19 protein-coding genes are annotated in these 18,872 nt (G+C 59.5%); 10 read left to right on the forward strand and 9 right to left on the reverse strand.

Annotated elements, in window-relative coordinates; all coding sequences use genetic code 11:
* Positions 1 to 104 precede the first annotated feature (104 nt).
* The 3 genes from tsf to MWU54_RS00680 all read right to left on the reverse strand — a co-directional run bounded on the left by tsf (position 105) and on the right by MWU54_RS00680 (position 3,231).
* The gene (gene tsf, locus MWU54_RS00670; RefSeq protein ID WP_247080119.1) at positions 105 to 980 is read right to left on the reverse strand and encodes a translation elongation factor Ts; all 876 of its coding nucleotides are present in this window, start codon (positions 978 to 980) and stop codon (positions 105 to 107) included.
* An 82-nt stretch (positions 981 to 1,062) separates the two neighbouring features.
* Complete coding sequence (gene rpsB, locus MWU54_RS00675; RefSeq protein WP_247080120.1) at positions 1,063 to 1,851, reverse strand: 30S ribosomal protein S2; 789 nt, start codon at positions 1,849 to 1,851, stop codon at positions 1,063 to 1,065.
* Positions 1,852 to 2,103: 252 nt separating this feature from the next.
* On the reverse strand, positions 2,104 to 3,231 hold the full coding sequence (locus tag MWU54_RS00680) for a glycosyltransferase family 2 protein (protein WP_348647597.1): 1,128 nt from the start codon (positions 3,229 to 3,231) through the stop codon (positions 2,104 to 2,106).
* Between the two features lie 75 nt (positions 3,232 to 3,306).
* Between MWU54_RS00680 and MWU54_RS00685 the strand changes: the two genes are divergently transcribed.
* Positions 3,307 to 3,909, forward strand: a complete 603-nt coding sequence (locus MWU54_RS00685; protein ID WP_247080122.1) for a hypothetical protein — start codon at positions 3,307 to 3,309, stop codon at positions 3,907 to 3,909.
* Positions 3,910 to 3,917: 8 nt separating this feature from the next.
* On the opposite strand, the gene MWU54_RS00690 is transcribed toward MWU54_RS00685, so the two are convergent.
* The 4 genes from MWU54_RS00690 to MWU54_RS00705 all read right to left on the reverse strand — a co-directional run bounded on the left by MWU54_RS00690 (position 3,918) and on the right by MWU54_RS00705 (position 7,352).
* Positions 3,918 to 5,219, reverse strand: a complete 1,302-nt coding sequence (locus tag MWU54_RS00690) for a HupE/UreJ family protein (RefSeq protein ID WP_247080123.1) — start codon at positions 5,217 to 5,219, stop codon at positions 3,918 to 3,920.
* Positions 5,220 to 5,310: 91 nt separating this feature from the next.
* Positions 5,311 to 5,832, reverse strand: coding sequence for a gamma carbonic anhydrase family protein (locus MWU54_RS00695; protein ID WP_247080124.1), 522 nt, complete (start codon positions 5,830 to 5,832; stop codon positions 5,311 to 5,313).
* Positions 5,829 to 6,470 carry a guanylate kinase gene (gene gmk / locus MWU54_RS00700; protein ID WP_247080125.1) on the reverse strand — a complete coding sequence of 214 codons (642 nt, stop codon included), beginning with the start codon at positions 6,468 to 6,470 and terminating at the stop codon, positions 5,829 to 5,831. The genes MWU54_RS00695 and gmk overlap by 4 nt, the downstream gene beginning before the upstream one ends.
* A 3-nt stretch (positions 6,471 to 6,473) precedes the next feature.
* Complete coding sequence (locus tag MWU54_RS00705; RefSeq protein WP_247080126.1) at positions 6,474 to 7,352, reverse strand: YicC/YloC family endoribonuclease; 879 nt, start codon at positions 7,350 to 7,352, stop codon at positions 6,474 to 6,476.
* A 191-nt stretch (positions 7,353 to 7,543) separates the two neighbouring features.
* On the opposite strand from MWU54_RS00705, the gene MWU54_RS00710 reads away from it, so the two are divergent.
* Positions 7,544 to 8,131: a PAS domain-containing protein gene (locus MWU54_RS00710; RefSeq protein ID WP_247080127.1), complete on the forward strand. Its 588-nt coding sequence runs from the start codon at positions 7,544 to 7,546 to the stop codon at positions 8,129 to 8,131.
* A gap of 51 nt (positions 8,132 to 8,182) precedes the next feature.
* Here MWU54_RS00710 and MWU54_RS00715 read toward each other — a convergent pair whose 3' ends face one another.
* Entirely contained in the window at positions 8,183 to 9,553 is a 1,371-nt protein-coding gene (locus tag MWU54_RS00715) for a 3-deoxy-7-phosphoheptulonate synthase class II (protein ID WP_247080128.1), read from the reverse strand.
* 169 nt (positions 9,554 to 9,722) lie between these two features.
* On the opposite strand from MWU54_RS00715, the gene MWU54_RS00720 reads away from it, so the two are divergent.
* Together MWU54_RS00720 and MWU54_RS00725 are read left to right on the forward strand one after the other, a co-directional pair.
* Positions 9,723 to 10,727, forward strand: coding sequence for a GlxA family transcriptional regulator (locus MWU54_RS00720; protein WP_247080129.1), 1,005 nt, complete (start codon positions 9,723 to 9,725; stop codon positions 10,725 to 10,727).
* Between the two features lie 140 nt (positions 10,728 to 10,867).
* Entirely contained in the window at positions 10,868 to 11,398 is a 531-nt protein-coding gene (locus MWU54_RS00725; RefSeq protein WP_247080130.1) for a M91 family zinc metallopeptidase, read from the forward strand.
* Positions 11,399 to 11,404: 6 nt separating this feature from the next.
* On the opposite strand, the gene MWU54_RS00730 is transcribed toward MWU54_RS00725, so the two are convergent.
* Entirely contained in the window at positions 11,405 to 12,529 is a 1,125-nt protein-coding gene (locus MWU54_RS00730; protein WP_247080131.1) for a PQQ-dependent sugar dehydrogenase, read from the reverse strand.
* 256 nt (positions 12,530 to 12,785) lie between these two features.
* Between MWU54_RS00730 and MWU54_RS00735 the strand changes: the two genes are divergently transcribed.
* The 6 genes from MWU54_RS00735 (at position 12,786) to MWU54_RS00760 (ending at position 18,821) form a co-directional block, all read left to right on the forward strand.
* Entirely contained in the window at positions 12,786 to 13,976 is a 1,191-nt protein-coding gene (locus tag MWU54_RS00735) for an ABC transporter substrate-binding protein (protein ID WP_247080132.1), read from the forward strand.
* Between the two features lie 91 nt (positions 13,977 to 14,067).
* The gene (locus MWU54_RS00740) at positions 14,068 to 14,847 is read left to right on the forward strand and encodes an ABC transporter ATP-binding protein (RefSeq protein ID WP_247080133.1); all 780 of its coding nucleotides are present in this window, start codon (positions 14,068 to 14,070) and stop codon (positions 14,845 to 14,847) included.
* 111 nt (positions 14,848 to 14,958) lie between these two features.
* A complete protein-coding gene (locus MWU54_RS00745; protein ID WP_247080134.1) occupies positions 14,959 to 15,675 on the forward strand; it encodes an ABC transporter ATP-binding protein in 717 nt (238 codons plus the stop codon).
* Positions 15,676 to 15,721: 46 nt separating this feature from the next.
* A complete protein-coding gene (locus MWU54_RS00750) occupies positions 15,722 to 16,732 on the forward strand; it encodes a branched-chain amino acid ABC transporter permease (protein WP_247080135.1) in 1,011 nt (336 codons plus the stop codon).
* The gene (locus tag MWU54_RS00755) at positions 16,729 to 18,018 is read left to right on the forward strand and encodes a branched-chain amino acid ABC transporter permease (protein WP_247080136.1); all 1,290 of its coding nucleotides are present in this window, start codon (positions 16,729 to 16,731) and stop codon (positions 18,016 to 18,018) included. Before MWU54_RS00750 ends, MWU54_RS00755 begins: the two co-directional genes overlap by 4 nt.
* Positions 18,019 to 18,137: 119 nt before the next feature.
* Positions 18,138 to 18,821: a response regulator transcription factor gene (locus MWU54_RS00760; RefSeq protein ID WP_247080137.1), complete on the forward strand. Its 684-nt coding sequence runs from the start codon at positions 18,138 to 18,140 to the stop codon at positions 18,819 to 18,821.
* Positions 18,822 to 18,872: the final 51 nt, after the last annotated feature.

Here is an 18,872-nt window from a genome sequence, read left to right on the forward strand (position 1 = left end):
AGTCAACGTCTTCCCCAAAAGACAGGGCGCGCGCATGAAAAAAGCGGCGCTGTTGGTAGCAACAGCGCCGCTTTGATTGTCAAAGGTCAAAGACCGAAACAGACTTAGCCCTGAACGGCTTTTGCAACCTCTGCTGCAAAGTCTTCTTCTTTCTTTTCGATGCCTTCACCAACTTCAAGGCGCACAAAGCCGGTGATGTCGACGCCAGCTTCCTTGGCCGCTGCTTCAACGGTCAGGTCCGGGTTGATCACGAAAGACTGGCCCAACAGCGTGACTTCGCTGAGGAATTTCTTCATGCGGCCCACGATCATCTTTTCGATCACGGAGTCCGGCTTGCCGGATTCCTTGGCGATATCGATCTGGATCTGACGCTCTTTTTCGACAACCGCCGGGTCAAGGTCTGCCTCGGACAGCGACGCGGGGTTCACAGCCGCGATGTGCATCGCAACCTGCTTGCCGAACGCTTCGTTTTCGCCGGACAGCGCAACCAGAACGCCGATCTTGCCCATGCCGTCTGCGGCTGCGTTGTGCACGTAGGACACGACCTGCGTGCCTTCGACAGTCGACATGCGACGCACGGACATGTTTTCGCCGATGGTGGCGATCTTGTCGGTGATGGTTTCTTCAACGGTCTTGCCGCCGATGTCGGTTGCCTTGAGCGCTTCGACAGAGTCCACTGTCAGAGCGGCGGTAGCAATATCGCCAACCATCGCCTGGAAGTCTGCGTTCTTGCCAACAAAGTCGGTTTCCGAGTTCACTTCAACCGCAACGCCTTTGCCGCCCGCAACCTGAACGGCCACAAGACCTTCGGCCGCCGTACGGTCGGATTTCTTGGCGGCCTTGGCCAGGCCCTTGGTGCGCAGCCAGTCAATGGCCGCTTCCATGTCACCACCGGTTTCGACCAGTGCTTTCTTGGCATCCATCATGCCAGCCGCGGTCATCTCGCGGAGTTCTTTAACGAGTGCTGCTGTGATCGCCATCTCGGCTCTCCTCAAATCTGTCTGGAATGGCTCGGGCGGCCGTATCGCCGCCCTGCCCTGTCAATTGTGTATCGCGGTGCGATCAGCTTGCGGGCGCTTCTGCTGCTGCAGGGGCTTCTTCCGCTACAACTTCTTCAACCGGCGCTTCTTCAAGCGCGCCAAGGTCAACGCCAGCCGCGCCCATCTGGGCAGTCATGCCGTCAAGCGCGGCACGTGCCGCCAGATCACAGTAAAGGCTGATGGCGCGCGCCGCGTCATCGTTGCCCGGGATGATGTAGTCCACACCATCGGGCGAGCAGTTTGTGTCAACCACGGCCACAACCGGGATCCCCAGCTTGTTGGCTTCGGCAACGGCCAGCGCTTCTTTCTTGACGTCGATGACGAAAAGAAGATCCGGGGTGCCGCCCATTTCGCGGATACCGCCCAAGGACGCCTGCAGTTTGCCCTGATCGCGCTCCATGCCAAGACGTTCTTTCTTGGTCAGGCCCTCGGCGCCGGTTTCCATCTGCTCGTCAATCTGCTTGAGGCGGCTGATCGACTTGGACACGGTCTGCCAGTTGGTGAGCGTGCCGCCCAGCCAACGGTGGTTCATGTAATACTGCGCGCATTTCTCTGCGGCATCTGCGATCGGCTGCTGCGCCTGACGCTTGGTGCCGACAAACAGAACGCGGCCGTTCTTGGCCACGGTTTCACGGATCACGTTCAACGCTGCGTCGAGCATCGGAACGGTCTGTGTCAGGTCCATGATATGGATGCCATTGCGCGCGCCATAGATAAACTCGCCCATGCGGGGGTTCCAACGCTGCGTCTGGTGGCCGAAGTGAACGCCAGCTTCAAGCAGCTGACGCATGGTGAACTCTGGAAGAGCCATGTGTCGTATCCTTTCCGGTTTCAATCCTCAGCGGGGGTATCAGCCAGATGGCCAACCGGTGGACGTTTGAGGATGTCTCCCCCAAAGGCCCGACCCCGCCTGCGGTGTCAGTGGCGCGCGTATAGCGTTGGTTTTGGGAAGGCGCAAGAGCGGATGACGACGCGGTTGTCGCAGGAATACTGCGGCTTGTACTATGCTGATTTTTGCCGATGCCCGGAAGCGTTTAATCCGGTGCCGGACACGACGCTTCGATCACGCGGCGCTGGGAACCGTCCATTCCGCGATGCGGTCCGGGGTCAGGATCTTGTCGCGCAGACGCATGAAGGACTGTGTTGCCTGTACATGCAAAAACGACAGGATCGGGTCTGCCATCAGCGATGACAGCCGTTGCGACACCGCGTCTTGGTGGCGCAGGATTGATGCGTCCTGCGCGCCATTCTTGTTCTGGCGATTGTAGAACTTCGAATTCAGATAATACTTATTGCTCTTGCGGCCCATCCCGTCGCCACGGTTATTTTTCATCAGGAAGATGTCGTGAGACCGGATGGCATAATGGTTAATATAGGCGTTTTCCCAGCTCAGGTGTTCGCCCGGAAAGCGATAGCGCGATTGCAACGGATGATAGAGCGCCGCATTGTTGCAACTCACGCCCGCGCTGTTCAGCAGGACAACGTCCTCGGTCAGGGGCGATTTCGGCATATGGTCGATGGCCGCGCCAAACCGGTTTGGTCGAAACAGCGTTTTGTGCTGCGCATTCGGCAGCCGGGGGCGGGCCTGTGACGCCGTGAACGTTGGCAGGATCGGTTCGCCGTTCCAGCGGGTGCGTCCACTGTCTCCAAACGGACGCCACATCAGGGCAAGCGCATCACCGGGATCCGCGATGGACAGCAGGTCATCAATCCTGCCCTGCCCGGCCCGGATGTTCAGAAACTCATCCGCATCGATATGCAAAACCCAGTCCAAGGCCCGGATGTCGTCATTGGCCATGAAGTACCGCAAGGCAGATTGCTGCGGGCCCAGCCCTTCTTCCATCGGGTTGCGAATATGGGTGACGTATCCAAGCTCTTGCAACCGCTCAAGCATGAGATCGGTGCCGTCGGTACAATCATTGGTCGCAACGTAGATGCGGTCGAAACCAAGCAAACTGTGATATGCTACCCATTCCAAAAGAAACGGACTTTCGTTGCGCATACATGAAAGTATGGCGCTGGTTTGGGGGCGCGCTGGTTCGGTCATTTGATGCCGCGTATGTTTTTTCTGCCTCAGGCAGCAGTAGAAACCGGGAACGGGCATCGGGCAACCTTCACCCGAATCGTCACGAACACGGTGTTGCGAATTGGCCATTGGCCGCACCGCGCAACAGCGGTGCATCTGGTCCATTTTCGTTGCGGCGTACACCGTACCGCGCCTATGCTACCGATATATTTACCAGTACTTTTTTCGGGAGTTTTTGCAATGAACCATCAGGGACAACTCATTCGATTAAAGCGCCTGACCAACGACATCGTCAACGAACGCATCGCGTTGATGGGCGGCGCTCCGGGTGCACGGACCGGCAAACATGCGGAACTGGCTCAGAAGATCGACGCCTGGAGCCAAACGGTCGAGGAATTGACCGCCGCGCTTGGGCGGTCTCTGAAATCCAGGTCACACTTCAATCACATGGTCTATCAGCAGCAACGGTTCTCGCCGCATGCCTATTCGGCGCGACAGAGCTTTCAAAGCAAAGAAGCCAATATCCGCGACGTGTCCCAAGCCTTGATGGATCTTGAAGAGGCGCTTCGCGATCTGATGTCCGCCTTTTTCACCGGCAACGGCCCCGAAGCAAAGGCGTTGGAAGGGATTGCCGATGTCATGTCCAACTGGATGAAGCGCGTCAAACACGCGGACGAAGGCATCATGGGCCCGGTACCCGTGCAATTACAAACGGCGGTTGTGCAAGCGTATGAACAAAGCCCCGCAGGCGGCGCACGGTCTGCGCCGCCCACGGTGATCGATATCTTTACATTGCTGTTGGCGTATATCGTTTTGCTGAAATCCTTCAACAAGTCCAAGTGATCCAACGCTTACAGGAACACCCGTTCGACAAACCAATACGCCCCGACCAGCGCAATCGCAGCCGAGGCCGGAATGGCGACGTATTTGCGATAGGCATCAAGCTGATCAACCAGAGTCGCGGACACAACGCATAGCGCTGACAAGGCCGCCAGCGGCCAGAAAAAGACCATGGCAGAGGCGCCCATGACGGTCTGGAACCCATCTGTGTTCATGGCGAACCCAAGGCCAAAGAACACGGCCGCCAGAACGGCATAGCCGCCTTGCGCAGGGGCTACCGGGGCTTCGCCCCTGTCGACCCGCAAGGCATACCAGACGATCAGGAAGGCAATGGCAATCACCGTCAATTGGCCAAGCTCGACACCGATATTGAACCCGATCAACGCGGGGATCACCTGACCGTCGGGCAATCCGAATTCGCCCAAGACGCTGGCAAATCCCAACCCGTGCAAAAGCCCGAACCCGAACACGACATAGGGTCGCCATCGGCTCAGGTTGTCGGACAAGATGTTTTCGACCGCAACGTAAACGATAGACGCCGCAATCAACGGCTCCACGATGCTGCCCGGAAGCGTCACGATGCCGAGCACCGCCATCGCCAGCGTGACCGTGTGGGCCAAAGTGAACGACGTCACCTGCCAGAACAGCGGGGTAAACCGTGTCGACAGGAAAAACAGGCCCAGAACAAACAGGATATGGTCCAGCCCCTTGGGCAGAATGTGATCAAAACCAACCGGGATATAGGTCCCGAAGGTCTGCCATCCGCTCGCGGCATCGCCGCCCGAAAGCTGGATCGGGCCGCTGCTTTGGCCGCCTTCCAGATAGCCGGTATACGGCTCGTCCACCCCTTGCTGGCGCAGCACAAGCGCGCCGTATTCGGCGGGCCAGGTCAGGCTCAGGGTCGTCTCGTCTGCGGGCATCGGTCCTTCCAGTGTCAGAACCGTATCGCGCGGAAGTGCGGTGTTGCCGACCTCTGCAACCTCGATCCCCTGCAGGGACAACGCCACCGCAGTGTCGCCCGCCATTACCGACAAGCTGTCAATAAAACCCGGGATTTTCAGGGACAGCACATCGCGCAGAGCCGCCGGATCAAGCGCGCGCAGCCGGTCCACCTCGTCGGATTGATCTAACGTGTCGGTGTTTTCAAGGCCATCAAGGCTGACCTCCGCGGCCAGCGCTTCCCCGTTCAGCGTGATCGTCAGGCGCACCTGATCGTCAACAACTTCAAGATCCCCGATGGCGGGTCGCACTTCATGCGCCACGGCTGCGGTGATCCACAGCAAAGATGCACATATTGCAAAGAGAAATTTCACAAACTTTTCCTTATACGTCTGTCGATGACGATGGCTCACCAGCCAATCGGGTCAAGACCCTTTTTGGCCAAGCCAGTCACACGCGACAGAATTAAACGACCGTCAGACCGGATTTAAATCGGCGCATGTTTTCCTGATAGAAGAACGCACTCTTGCGCAGCCCGTCGATGGCCGCGTCATCAAGCTGACGCACCACCTTGCCCGGCACGCCCATCACCAGAGACCCATCTGGGATTTCTTTGCCCTCGGTGATCAGCGCCCCTGCCCCGATCAGGCAATTCTTGCCGATTTTCGCACCGTTCAGAATGGTCGCGCCCATGCCGATCAGGGAATTGTCGCCAATCGTGCATCCGTGCAGCATGACCTTGTGACCAATAGTGCATCCGGCCCCGATGGTCAGCGGATACCCCATATCGGTGTGCAACACGCAGTTCTCCTGCACGTTCGACCCGGCCCCGACGGTGATAAGCTCGTTGTCCCCGCGCAGCGTCGATGAAAACCAAATGCTCGCGCCCGGCTCGACCCGGATTTTTCCGATTACATTCGCATCCGGTGCGATCCAGCTGTCTTCGGCCACTTGCGGGGCCACACCATCCAAAGCGTAAAGGGTCATGACAAATCCTCGAATTCCTGTTGAAGCTTGCGCACATGTTCCACCAGTCCCGGCTGCTGAAGCCGGCGCAATCGGGTGGCAGAGACGATGGTTTTCAGATGCTCGAATGTCTGGTCCAGATCGTCATTGACCAGAACGAAATCGTAACTGCCCCAGTGGCTGATTTCATCCCAGCTTTTCAGCATCCGCTTGCCGATCGTCTCGGCGCTGTCCTGTCCCCGGCTTTCCAGTCGACGGCGCAGTTCACCAATGGATGGCGGAAGGATAAAGATCGACAGGGTATGTGGTCCGAGCGCGGAATTGACGATCTGCTGCGCGCCCTGCCAGTCGATGTCGAACAGCACGTCGCGGCCCGCTTCGATTGCGGTCTGCACCGGCTTGCGGGGACTGCCGTAGAAATTGCCAAACACATGCGCATGCTCCAGCATATCGCCCGCATTTACGTCTTTCTTAAACGCGTCTTCCGACAGGAAATGGTAATGATCACCGTCAACCTCACCGGGACGCGGCGCGCGGGTGGTGGCGGACACCGAAAAGCTCAGCGATGTGTCCCATTCCAGCAACCGCCGGGACAAGGTCGACTTGCCCGCGCCGGATGGTGAGGACAAGATAATCAAAAGCCCGCGACGTGTGCTCATGGCTTACTCCACATTTTGAACCTGCTCGCGCATCTGCTCGATGACGGATTTCAATTCAAGCCCAACCGCCGTTAAAAGTGATGATTGAGCTTTGGAACATAACGTGTTGGCTTCACGATTAAATTCCTGCATCAAGAAATCCAGCTTACGGCCAACTGCGCCTTTCGTGCCCAGCAAATCCGTGGCCGCAGCAACATGGGCCGTCAGACGGTCCAGTTCCTCGGTAACGTCCACCTTCACCGCGATCAGGGCCAATTCCTGCGCGATGCGCTGCTCGTCGATGCCGTCCTGCGCGTCCAATACGCGAGCCATGGCAGTACGCATACGCTCGGCCTGTTCGTCCTTGCGCGCCTCGGCCACCTCTGTCGCCTGCGCCACTAGCTGCGAGACCTGCGCAATCTGTCCGGTCAGCACCTCGGCCAGGGCCGCGCCTTCTGCCTTGCGGGACGCCAGAAAGCTGTCGAGCACCGGTTCGAAATCCCGGGTCAACACGGTCCGGACCTCGCCGGGATCGGCTTGCTGATGCGGAACATCCATCACGCCGCGCACCGAAATCAGGTCAGCCGCGCTTGAGGCGGTCAGCGACAGACCACGCGCCATCGCTTCTTCCTCGATCCGCAGCATCGCGCTCAACACCCGGTCAAGCTGACCCTCGTTCAGTTCTTGCGTGGGCTCGGACGTGTTGGACTGCAATCGCAACGACACCGTGATGCTGCCGCGGGCCACGCGCTTTGACAGCATCGCCCGCAAGGCCTGTTCAAGCCCCTCGATCCAGTCCGGAACGCGGATACGGATATCCAGACCCCGGTTGTTGACGCTCCGAAGATCCCAGGTCCAGCTCAGGCCAAGCGCCTCTCCCTGCCCCGATGCAAAACCCGTCATGGACTGCCGCATAGATCCCCACTGTGTCTGCGTCGCTTTCCCATCGGTTACGCGTTGCGGTGCAGCGATGCAAGGCACGCGGGCGCGGTACACGGCCTCCCGAAGGGTTAACCAAGTGTTAAGATCACAGAACAATTTGAAGGACATTTGTGTTAAAACCGGACCCGGGAAATGGGTACGGGAGTCACGCCATGTACAGCACATCGCTGGTAGCTCAGGCCTTGACGCATCATCAGGCCAACGCGGTTCAAACGGTGGATCGCTACTGGCATCGGCTGGCCGCGCAGGACGGGATACCAACCCGTGCCTCGATTGACCCGCAGGCCATTCAGGATGCGCTGGAATACGCATTTATCGCCGAACATCTGGCCGCCGGACATGCCAAGCTGCGTGTCGCCGGGGGATCACTTAGCACGACCCTGGGCATGGAGGTCACCGGGATGCCGTTGGCTGTGATGATCACCCCATCGGACCGCACCGCCTTTGCCCGGGAAATCGCGCGCACGCTGGACACGCCAAGACTGCTTTCCATGATGCTCTGCGCCGCCACGCACCCTGGCCAGGGTGACCTGACAGCCAGCTTGCGCATCTATCCACTGCGCGACACGCGGGGCGTGACCAAGATGCTGGGCACGTTCGTCACCACCGGCCCGGTTGGCCGCACACCGCGCCGGTTCCGGATCACGTCGATCAACAGCACACCCATTTTCGGGGCGCGGCCAATATCAGGCATCCCCCTGATAACACGTGGGCATCTCAGCCTCGTGGTTTCAAATTGAAAAAGGCGGGTCCAACGACCCGCCTTTCCATAGACATCAATCGCAATCGGCTTAGCCCACTTTTGCAGCAGCTTCGGCTTCGCGGCGCGCGGTCAGTTCTTCGGCCACAAGGAACGCCAGTTCCAGCGACTGCGACGCGTTGAGACGCGGATCGCAAGCCGTGTGATAGCGGTCGCTCAGATCTTCCTCGCTCACCGCCCGGACACCTCCGGTGCATTCGGTCACATCTTGACCGGTCATCTCGAAATGCACGCCACCCGGCACGGTGCCTTCTGCGTTATGCACTGCAAAGAAGTCTTTTACCTCGCGCAGCACGCTGTCGAACGGACGGGTCTTGTACCCGGTGGACGACTTGATCGTGTTGCCGTGCATCGGATCACAGACCCAGGTCACGTTCGCGCCCTCCTCGGCAACGGCCTTGATCAGGCGCGGCAGATGTTCGCCAACCTTGCCCGCACCGAACCGCGCGATCAGGGTCAGCTTGCCCGCCTCGTTTTCGGGGTTCAGCTTGGACATTAGGATCTTGAGGTCTTCTGCCGTGGTGGTCGGACCGCATTTCAAACCCACCGGGTTCAGAACGCCCCGCGCAAATTCCACATGTGCGCCATCGGGCTGCCGGGTGCGGTCGCCGATCCAGATCATGTGACCCGACCCCGCCAACCACTTGCCAGACGTCGAATCCTGACGTGTCAGCGCTTCTTCATACTCAAGCAAAAGCGACTCGTGGCTGGTGTAGAAATCCACCGACTGCAGCGACGGTGCCTTGTCGCTGTTGATGCCAGCGGCTGTCATGAAGTCCAGCGTGTCGCTGATGCGGTTGGCCATATCGCGGTACTTCGAGGCGTTCTCGCCCTCGGTGAAGCCCAGCGTCCAGCCATGCACCTGATGCACATCCGCAAAACCACCGGTCGAAAACGCGCGCAGCAGGTTCAGGGTTGCCGCCGCCTGTGTGTAGGCCTGCAGCATCTTGGCCGGATCCGGAACGCGGGCCTCGGCCGTGAACGGCAATTCGTTGATGATATCGCCACGGTAGCTTGGCAATTCCACGCCATCGACCGTTTCGGTCGGCGCGCTGCGTGGTTTGGCAAACTGGCCAGCCATCCGGCCCACTTTGACCACCGGCACCTTAGCGCCGTAGGTCAGAACCATGGCCATCTGCAACATCACTTTGAACGTGTCACGGATTGCGTTGGCGCTGAACTGGTCGAAGGCTTCGGCGCAATCGCCGCCCTGAAGCAAAAACGCCTCGCCGCGCGATGCCGCGCCCAGTTGCGATTTCAACCGCCGCGCTTCGCCTGCAAAAACCAGCGGCGGATATTTGGCAAGCTGGGCCTCGACTGCCTCCAGCTTTGCGGTATCCGTATAGTCAGGCATCTGTACCCGCGGTTTCGCGCGCCAGCCTGATTTTTGCCACTCGGTCATTGTTTTTACTCCGTTGATCCAATGTCATCGTTAGCGTTAGCGGCCCCGCTATACAGAAGCTGCGCCGGTCTGACCATATCAGAAATGGTCTCGGGGTGCTTGACCCAGTCGCCGAGTTCTGACCATCTGAACCGCAAGGTGCCGCAGAGCACGTCGGAGGGTCGGATCAATGCTGCCAACACGTCAAACGGTTGAACTGGATCAGGTTCCCGACAAACCCCGCCGGTTCGTCTTTGCGCTTTTGCCTGATTTTACCATGTTATGTTTCGCAGCAGCCGTTGAATCCCTGCGCATCGCCAATCGGATGGCCAACCGCAAACTGTATGATTGGGTGATCGTCGGGGAAGGCGGGGATGAGGTGACATGCTCGGCCGGGGTGTCGTTCCGCGTGGACAGTGACCTGACCGAACTGAATCGCGATGACGTGATCCTGATCTGTGGTGGGATAGATGTCCAAACCGGGACAACCAAACGCGTGATCAACTGGCTGCGCCGCGAAGCCCGGCGCGGGTTGTCCATCGGCGGGTTGTGCACAGCGGCCTATACGCTGGCCACAGCGGGGCTTCTGGATGGCAAACGCGCCACCATTCACTGGGAAAACCAGGACAGTTTTACCGAAGAGTTCCCCGAGGTCGAACTGACCAAGTCGATCTTTGTCGTCCACGGCAACCGGATCACAACCGCCGGCGGGACAGCGTCGGTAGATTTGATGCTCAAGATCATCGCGGACGACCACGGCGAAGAACTGGCCGGGGCTGTGGCGGACCAGCTTATCTACAACTCCATCCGCACCGATCAGGACACCCAGCGGCTGTCCGTCCCGACCCGCATCGGGGTTCGGCATCCCAAGCTGTCCAAGGTCATCCAGATGATGGAGCAGAACATCGAAGAACCGATCAGCCCGTCGGTTCTGGCGCAACAGGTCGGCATGTCGACGCGACAGCTGGAACGCCTGTTCCGCCGCTACCTGAACCGCAGCCCGAAGCGGTATTACATGGAACTGCGCCTGCAAAAAGCGCGCAACCTGCTGATGCAGACGGATATGAGCGTGATCAACGTGGCCTTGGCCTGCGGGTTTGCGTCACCCTCGCATTTCTCAAAATGCTACCGCGCGCATTACGAGACCACGCCCTACCGAGAACGCGGCGCACATGCGTCGCGGTTGTCGGTTTAGCAACACACCAAAAAAGAGATGCGTTTTGGTTCACTTTAGGTAAACTTGTACAGGAAACGGCGCAGGCTTGGTCGCTCACACCTTACTGTGCCCATCACGTCAGGGGGTACGGTTTGGCTTTTTCGCTATCACCACAAGGTATGCCGACGATCGACGCACGATCAAAATACGACGCAGCCATCGCCTACCTTCGCAGATCCGACATGGCCCGATCCATACTGGACGAATTGCAAACAGTTCCGGAACAGATTGTCATTAAAATCGGCCCGGACATCGAACCAAAATACCGTCATCCGAAAGTGGACGATGGTGCGGACGGCGGAATTGTGGAATGGAATCCGGACATGTCACTTGACGTGTTCGACAGTCCAAGAGAACGCCCAAGCGCATCTTGGGTGCGCAACAAAAGAGAACGCTACGGGCTGTTCTGGAGAAAATCCCGGCAAATCCGTGAATATGGGACGCTGTCCCCGGCCATCGCTTTGATCCATGAATTGGGTCATGCCTACCAGTTTTTCGGAGATCGCGCAGGATATCGTTCAGCCATGACCAAGGCTGGATCACCTCAAGAAGACAATGTCGTTGGCGGCATCGAAACCGTTGTTATCACAGAATTGCGGCAGCTTGGTCATGATGAAGGCATCCGGTGGTATTACGGACATACGGCTTGATCCCGGTCAGGACCCCACCGCCGACATCCGATACAGCGCCCCGTTGCCAATGCTCAGGAACCATAGATCGCCATTCGGCCCCTGCCGGACATCCCGCACGCGTTGCGTGCTGTCGCCCTGGATTTGTTCGACCTCGCGCAAAGGCGATCCATCCAGTCGCGCGATGTAGTCGAATTTCAGCGACCCGGCGAACATGTCGCCATTCCAGTCCGACACCGGGCCATCCGTATAGAACGTCAAACCTGACGGCGCGATAGAAGGGTCCCAATAGGTTTCCGGTTGTTCCATTCCCTCTTTCGCGGTGCCTTCGCCAATCGACCGGCCGGAATAATGCCGACCGTACGAAATCACCGGCCAGCCATAGTTGGCCCCCTTGCGAACCCGGTTGACCTCGTCCCCGCCGCGCGCGCCGTGCTCTGTTACCCAGAACTGGCCGCTGGCATCGAACGCGGCCCCTTGCGGGTTGCGATGACCGTAGGACCAAATCTCGGGCAATGCGCCCTCTGTTCCGACAAAAGGGTTGTCCGCTGGCACCGACCCTTCGCGCGTGATGCGCAGCACGGATCCGTTGTGCAGGTTTTGGTCCTGCGCAGACGGGCGATCCCCGCGATCTCCAACCGTGAGATACAGCGTGCCGTCCGGCGCTTCGACAATCCGCGACCCGAAATGCCGCCCGCCGCTGGAGCCCGCGGCAATTTCGAAAATGGTCTTGTGATCCGTCAGCGCTGTGCCATCGGCATTGAGCGTGGCCACCGTCACCGCCGTGCCGCTGCCGCGCGATTGGCGCTTGGCATGGGTGAAAATAAGCTGCCGGGTCTGCGCAAAGTCGCGCGGCACCAACACGTCGAGCAACCCGCCCTGCCCGTCCACCAACACATCCGGCGGATTGCCCAAGGTGACAGCGGTATCACCGGGCGTCACCAAAAGCACATCGCCGCCGCGCTCTGTGATGACGATTTTACCATCCGGTAAAAATCCGAAAGCCCACGGCGTCTCAAGCCCGGTCACCGCCGCAGAGACCTGCATCTGGCCTGCCGATGTCTCCAGAGTTTCCGAAAGCGTTTGCGCACTTGTCGCAAAGGGCAATGCTGCAACAAGGAAGGCGCAGGACAAGCGGTTCAGATAGGGCATGAAAACACTCCGGATTGTTCTGTTTCTGCCTTTCGATATGGCCGGTGCCGCGCGCAGGACAACCGAACCAACAGAGTTGTGAAGCCGATCTGATTCCAAAACAACTGTTCCCGCGCTGTTGACAATCGCACGTAACCGACTGAAATCAATAAAGACTGGACATGTCGCATACCGCTGCGACAGGGCTTTTCTTTTCCTGCGCCGAACTCTAATCTGACCGCTGAACATCACAATGTTCCAATATGGGAGTGACATAATGAAAAAACTGCTGACAGCCACGGCGGCTGGCGCCCTGATTGCAGGCTCTGCCTTTGCTCAGGACAACGAAATCAAAATGGGTGTCCTGCTGGGCTACACAGGCCCGATTGAATCCCTGACACCGGCCATGGCCGCGGGTGCCGAAATGGCGATGGCAGAAGTGACCGAAAGCGGCGCTCTGCTGGGTGGCGCGACAGTGACATCCGTACGTGCTGATTCCACCTGCGTGGACAGCGCGGCGGCCACCGCCGCAGCCGAACGCCTGATCACCAGCGACGGTGTCAGCGCGATCATGGGGGCGGACTGTTCAGGTGTGACCGGTGCGGTTCTGGCAAACGTGGCAGTGCCGAACGGCATGGTGATGATCTCGCCATCCGCGACATCGCCTGCCTTGTCCGCCGCTGAAGACAATGGCCTGTTCTTCCGCACGGCTCCGTCTGACGCGCGTCAGGGGGCTGTGTTGGCGGAAGTGCTGGTTGAAAAAGGCATCACCAGCGTTGCTGTGACCTACACCAACAACGATTACGGCAAAGGCTTTGCCGACGCGTTCCAGTCGTCGTTCGAAGCGGCAGGCGGATCGGTGACGCTGACCGCGCCACATGAAGACGGCAAGGCGGATTACTCTGCCGAAGTCGGCGCATTGGCGTCTGCCGGTGGCGACGCCTTGGTCGTTCTGGGCTACGTGGACCAGGGCGGCGCTGGCGTTATCCAGGGGGCGCTGGATTCCGGCGCGTTCGACATGTTTGCGCTGGGCGATGGCATGATCGGCGACGCGCTGACCGAAGCTTTTGGCAGTGACATCGACGGCACAATCGGAACCGCCCCGGGCAGCGACAATGCCGGTGGCGCAACCTTTGCAGAGATGGCAACGGCGGCAGGCATCGACGGCACCAGCGTGTATGCCGGTGAAAGCTATGATGCGGCAGCGCTGATGCTATTGGCGATGGCCGCCTCGGGTTCCAGTGATCCGGCAGACTATGTTGGCAAGATCGAAATGGTCGCCAACGCACCGGGCGAGCCGATCATGCCTGGTGAACTTGCCAAGGCGATCGAGATCCTCGCAGGTGGCGGCGACGTGGACTACAACGGCGCAACCGGTGTTGAACTGGTTGGTCCGGGCGAAGCCGCTGGCAGCTATGCCGAATACGTCGTCGACGGTGGCGCATTGACCGTGGTTGGCTACCGCTGATTGCGGGCCTTCTGAACTGACAATAGACGGCGCAGGTTTTCCTGCGCCGTTTCAAATTGATAAGGGGCGTTTTTCACGCTTTGGGTGAAGAATGATCGAGGTCAAAAACCTCCATCGGCATTTTGGCGGGTTCCGCGCCGTGGATGGCGCAACACTGGAAATCGAGACAGGGTCCATCACCGGGCTGGTGGGGCCAAACGGGGCGGGCAAGACCACCTTGTTCAACGTGGTGGCCGGGGTTCTGCCGCCCACCTCTGGGCAGGTGTTCATGGGGGGTGAGGACATCACGGGCCTGCCGCCACATGCGTTGTTTCACAAGGGCTTGCTGCGCACCTTTCAGATTGCGCATGAGTTCAGTTCGATGACCTGCCGCGAAAACCTGATGATGGTTCCCGGCGGACAGACCGGTGAGACACTGTGGAACACCTGGTTCGGACGCAAGCGCATCGCGGACGAGGAACGCGCGCTGCGTGCGAAGGCCGACGAGGTGCTGGAATTCCTGACCATTGAGCATTTGTCGGATCACAAGGCCGGTCAGGTATCCGGTGGGCAGAAAAAGCTGCTTGAGCTGGGCCGCACCATGATGGTCGACGCGCGCATCGTGTTTCTGGACGAGGTTGGTGCGGGGGTGAACCGGACACTTCTGAACACGATTGGCGACGCGATTATCCGTCTGAACAAGGAACGCGGCTACACGTTCTGCATGATCGAGCATGACATGGATTTCATCGGACGGCTGTGTGATCCGGTGATCGTGATGGCCGAGGGCAAGGTGCTGTCCAAGGGCACCATTGACGAGATCAAATCCGATGAACGGGTGATCGAGGCCTATCTTGGCACGGGGTTGAAGAACAAGGAGGCGGTGTCGTGAAGATGATGGATTTGCGCCGCCTGACGGCGTCGCCGGTGGGGGGCTCTGCCCCCGGCGCTGCGCGCCTCCCCCGAGGTATTTTCGGCAAGAGGAAAGATCACGAGGTGTCCTGTGGCTGAGCCGTTTCTGATTGGCGATGGGATGACAGGCGGCTACGGCAAGACCGGCCCGGACATTCTGCACAATTGCACCATTGCGGTCGAACGCGGTGAAATCGCGGTGATTGTCGGCCCCAACGGGGCTGGGAAATCGACGGCCATGAAAGCCGTGTTCGGTATGCTGGACCTGCGCGAAGGCGCGGTGCGGCTTGATGGCGAGGACATCACCCATCTGACGCCGCAGGCACGGGTGCGGCACGGCATGGGGTTCGTGCCGCAGGTGGCCAACATCTTTACCTCCATGACCGTGGAAGAGAACCTGGAGATGGGCGCGTTTATCCGCGAGGACGATTTCTCGGGCACGATGGAGCAGGTGTACGACCTGTTCCCGATCCTGCGGGAAAAACGGGCGCAGGCGGCTGGGGAGCTGTCGGGGGGGCAGCGCCAGCAGGTGGCGGTTGGACGCGCGTTGATGACGCAGCCCAAGGTGCTGATGCTGGATGAACCCACCGCCGGGGTGTCGCCCATCGTGATGGACGAACTGTTTGATCGGATCATCGAAGTGGCGCGGACCGGGATTTCGATCCTGATGGTGGAACAGAACGCGCGGCAGGCGCTTGAGATTGCCGATAAGGGCTATGTGCTGGTGCAGGGTGCAAACGGCTATTCAGGCACCGGCAAGGATCTCTTGGCGAACCCGGATGTGCGCCGGTCGTTCCTTGGGGGGTAGACGTGGATTTTACGATTTCTGACAAGACGAAACCGGGGGCGGTGACATGGATTTTCTGAACGGCATCGTGGCGCTGGCCAACTTTGTCCTGATCCCCGCGATTGCCTATGGCAGCCAGTTGGCGTTGGGGGCGCTTGGGGTCACTCTGATCTACGGGATCTTGCGGTTTTCCAACTTTGCCCATGGCGACACGATGGCGGCTGGCACGATGTTTGCCGTGCTGACGACCTGGGGGTTGCAGGCGATGGGGGTGAGTCTTGGGCCCCTGCCCACCGCACTGTTGGCCATTCCGTTCGGCATCCTGGGGGCGGCCGCGCTGGTCTTGTTGACCGACCGGTATGTCTACAAGTTCTACCGCGCTCAAAAGGCGAAACCGGTGATCCTTGTCATCGTGTCGATGGGGGTGATGTTCATCTACAATGGCTTCACGCGCATCGTGATCGGGCCGGATGATCAGCGGTTCGCCGATGGTGAACGCTTTGTGATCTCGGCCCGCGATTTCCGCGAAATGACCGGTCTGGCCGAAGGGCTGGCGCTGCGCACGTCCCAGGTGATTACAGTGATCACAGCGGTTGTCGTTGTGGCTGTGCTGTTCTGGTTCCTGAACAAGACCCGCACCGGCAAATCCATGCGGGCGTTTTCGGACAATGAGGATCTGGCCCTGTTGTCGGGCATCAACCCAGAGCGCGTTGTTCTGGTGACCTGGCTGATCGTGGCGTCGCTCGCCACCGTGGCAGGGGTGCTTTACGGGCTGGACAAGTCCTTCAAACCGTTCACCTATTTCCAGCTGCTGCTGCCCATTTTTGCCGCCGCCATCGTGGGCGGGCTGGGCAATCCGTTGGGCGCGATTGCCGGGGGATTCGTGATCGCGTTTTCCGAAGTGGGGATCACCTATGCGTGGAAAAAGGTGCTGGTCTATTTCATGCCCCCTGCCCTTGAACCCGAAGGTTTGGTTCAGATGCTGAGCACGGAATACAAATTCGCGGTCAGCTTCGTGATCCTTGTGATTGTCCTTCTCTTCCGACCAACCGGTCTGTTCCGGGGGAAAGCACTATGAAGACGTTTTTGCTGTTTGGGCTTGTTGCCTGTCTGATCCTTGGAACCGGACTGCTGCAAAGCTGGAACTCGGCGCTGCTCATTCTGAACATGGGGCTGGTCAGCGCGGTGATGGCGTTGGGCGTCAACCTGCAATGGGGTCTTGCCGGGCTGTTCAATGTCGGGGTGATGGGCTTTGTGGCCCTTGGGGGTTTGGCGGTTGTGTTGATCGCCATGCCGCCGGTTGAAGAGGCCTGGGCCGCGGGTGGCGGGCAGATCCTTTTGGGTCTGGTTTTGGGTGCCATGACCATTGTCGCCGCGGTTCTGATGTGGTCGCGCACCAGCGGGCGGGTCCGGGGCTGGGCCACGGGCGGCGTCTTGCTGGTTGGCGTGATCGCCTATCGCATGGTGCTGGACCCCGCGGTCGACCGGGTTGAGGATGTTAATCCTGCGCTGGCCGGTTATCTGGGCGGGCTGGGGTTGCCGGTTCTGATCGCGTGGCCTGTGGGTGGATTGCTGGCCGCAGGTGCGGCCTATGTGATCGGCAAAACGGCGCTTGGCCTGCGATCTGACTACCTTGCGATTGCGACGCTGGGGATTGCAGAGATCGTGATTGCGGTCCTCAAGAACGAGGACTGGATGGCGCGCGGCGTCAAGAACGTGATCGGCCTGCCCCGTCCTGTGCCATACGAGGTTGATCTGCAGAATGATCCTGCCTTTGTGGAACGGGCCGCCGGGTTCGGGTTGGATGCGACCACGGCGTCAACGATTTACGTCAAGATCGAATACGGGCTGCTGTTCGCCGGGGTTCTGATCATTCTGCTGGTGCTGTCGCAGCTTGCGCTGAACAGTCCCTGGGGCCGAATGATGCGGGCGATCCGCGACAACGAAACAGCGGCGCGCGCCATGGGCAAGGACGTCACCGCGCGGCACCTGCAGGTGTTCGTGCTGGGCTCTGCCATCTGTGGCATCGCGGGTGCCATGATGACCACGCTGGATGGTCAGCTGACGCCGGGCACCTATCAGCCGCTGCGCTACACGTTCCTCATCTGGGTGATGGTGATCGTTGGCGGGTCGGGCAACAACCTTGGGGCTGTGCTGGGCGGGTTCCTGATCTGGTTCCTGTGGGTGCAGGTCGAACCGATCGGGCAATTGCTGATGACGCTGATCACTGCGGGGATGGCCGATGGCTCGTGGCTCAAATTGCATCTTCTGGACAGTGTTCAGCACATGCGTCTGTTGACCATGGGGCTGATCCTGTTGCTGGTGCTGCGCCTGAACCCGCGCGGGTTGCTGCCCGAAAAATAGTGTCGCATCTGGTATGAGACCTTTCGGCAAGTGACGGGCCGCATGCAAACACCTAGCCTGAGATGGCGGGCGGAGCCTCTTGTTCCGCCTGTCCGGACGGCTAATGTGGGCGAATGACGATGAGGGATACACCGATAACCGCGCTAACGGCTCTTGTTGTTGACGATCACCCGCTGTTCTGTGACGCGCTTGCGCTCACGCTCCGGTCGATTGCCGAGTTTGAAGATATCCAGACCGTCGGGACGCTGGATGCCTCGTTGGACAAGGTTCAGGACGCGGGCGCCTTCGATCTGATCCTGCTGGATCTCAACCTGCCGGATGTAAACGGGCTGGATGGGCTTGTCCGGCTGCGCACAGCCGCGCCGAAATCCAGAATCCTGATTGTGTCGTCGATGGCCGATAACCGGATGATTGCACATGCGCTCAAGGCCGGGGCTGATGGGTTTGTTCCCAAACATTCGCAGCGTGCGGTGTTCCGCAAGGCTTTTGATGCCATGCGCGACGGTCAGGTTTTTGTGCCAGACGGGTATATCGATCCGCAAGGTGCCGACAGCCCGCGCGAGGCCCCGGAAGACGCCCTGTCGCGGTTGGCGTCGCTGACCAACCAGCAGGCACGCATCCTTAATCTGATCTGCGAAGGCAAGCTGAACAAGCAGATCGCCTATGACCTGTCGATTGCCGAAACCACGGTCAAGGCCCATGTCACAGCCATCATGCGCAAGCTGGGTGTGCACAGCCGGACGCAGGCTGTCCTGATTGCGCAGGAAGCGCGATTCAACCGGGTCTTGCCAACCGACATGTGACGCCCTTATGGTTGGGGATAGCCAACTCGTAGGGACAGCCGATTGGAAGGA

Origin of the sequence: Marivita sp. S6314, assembly GCF_023015985.1 — a bacterium.
In the GTDB taxonomy this organism is placed as follows: Bacteria; Pseudomonadota; Alphaproteobacteria; order Rhodobacterales; family Rhodobacteraceae; genus Marivita.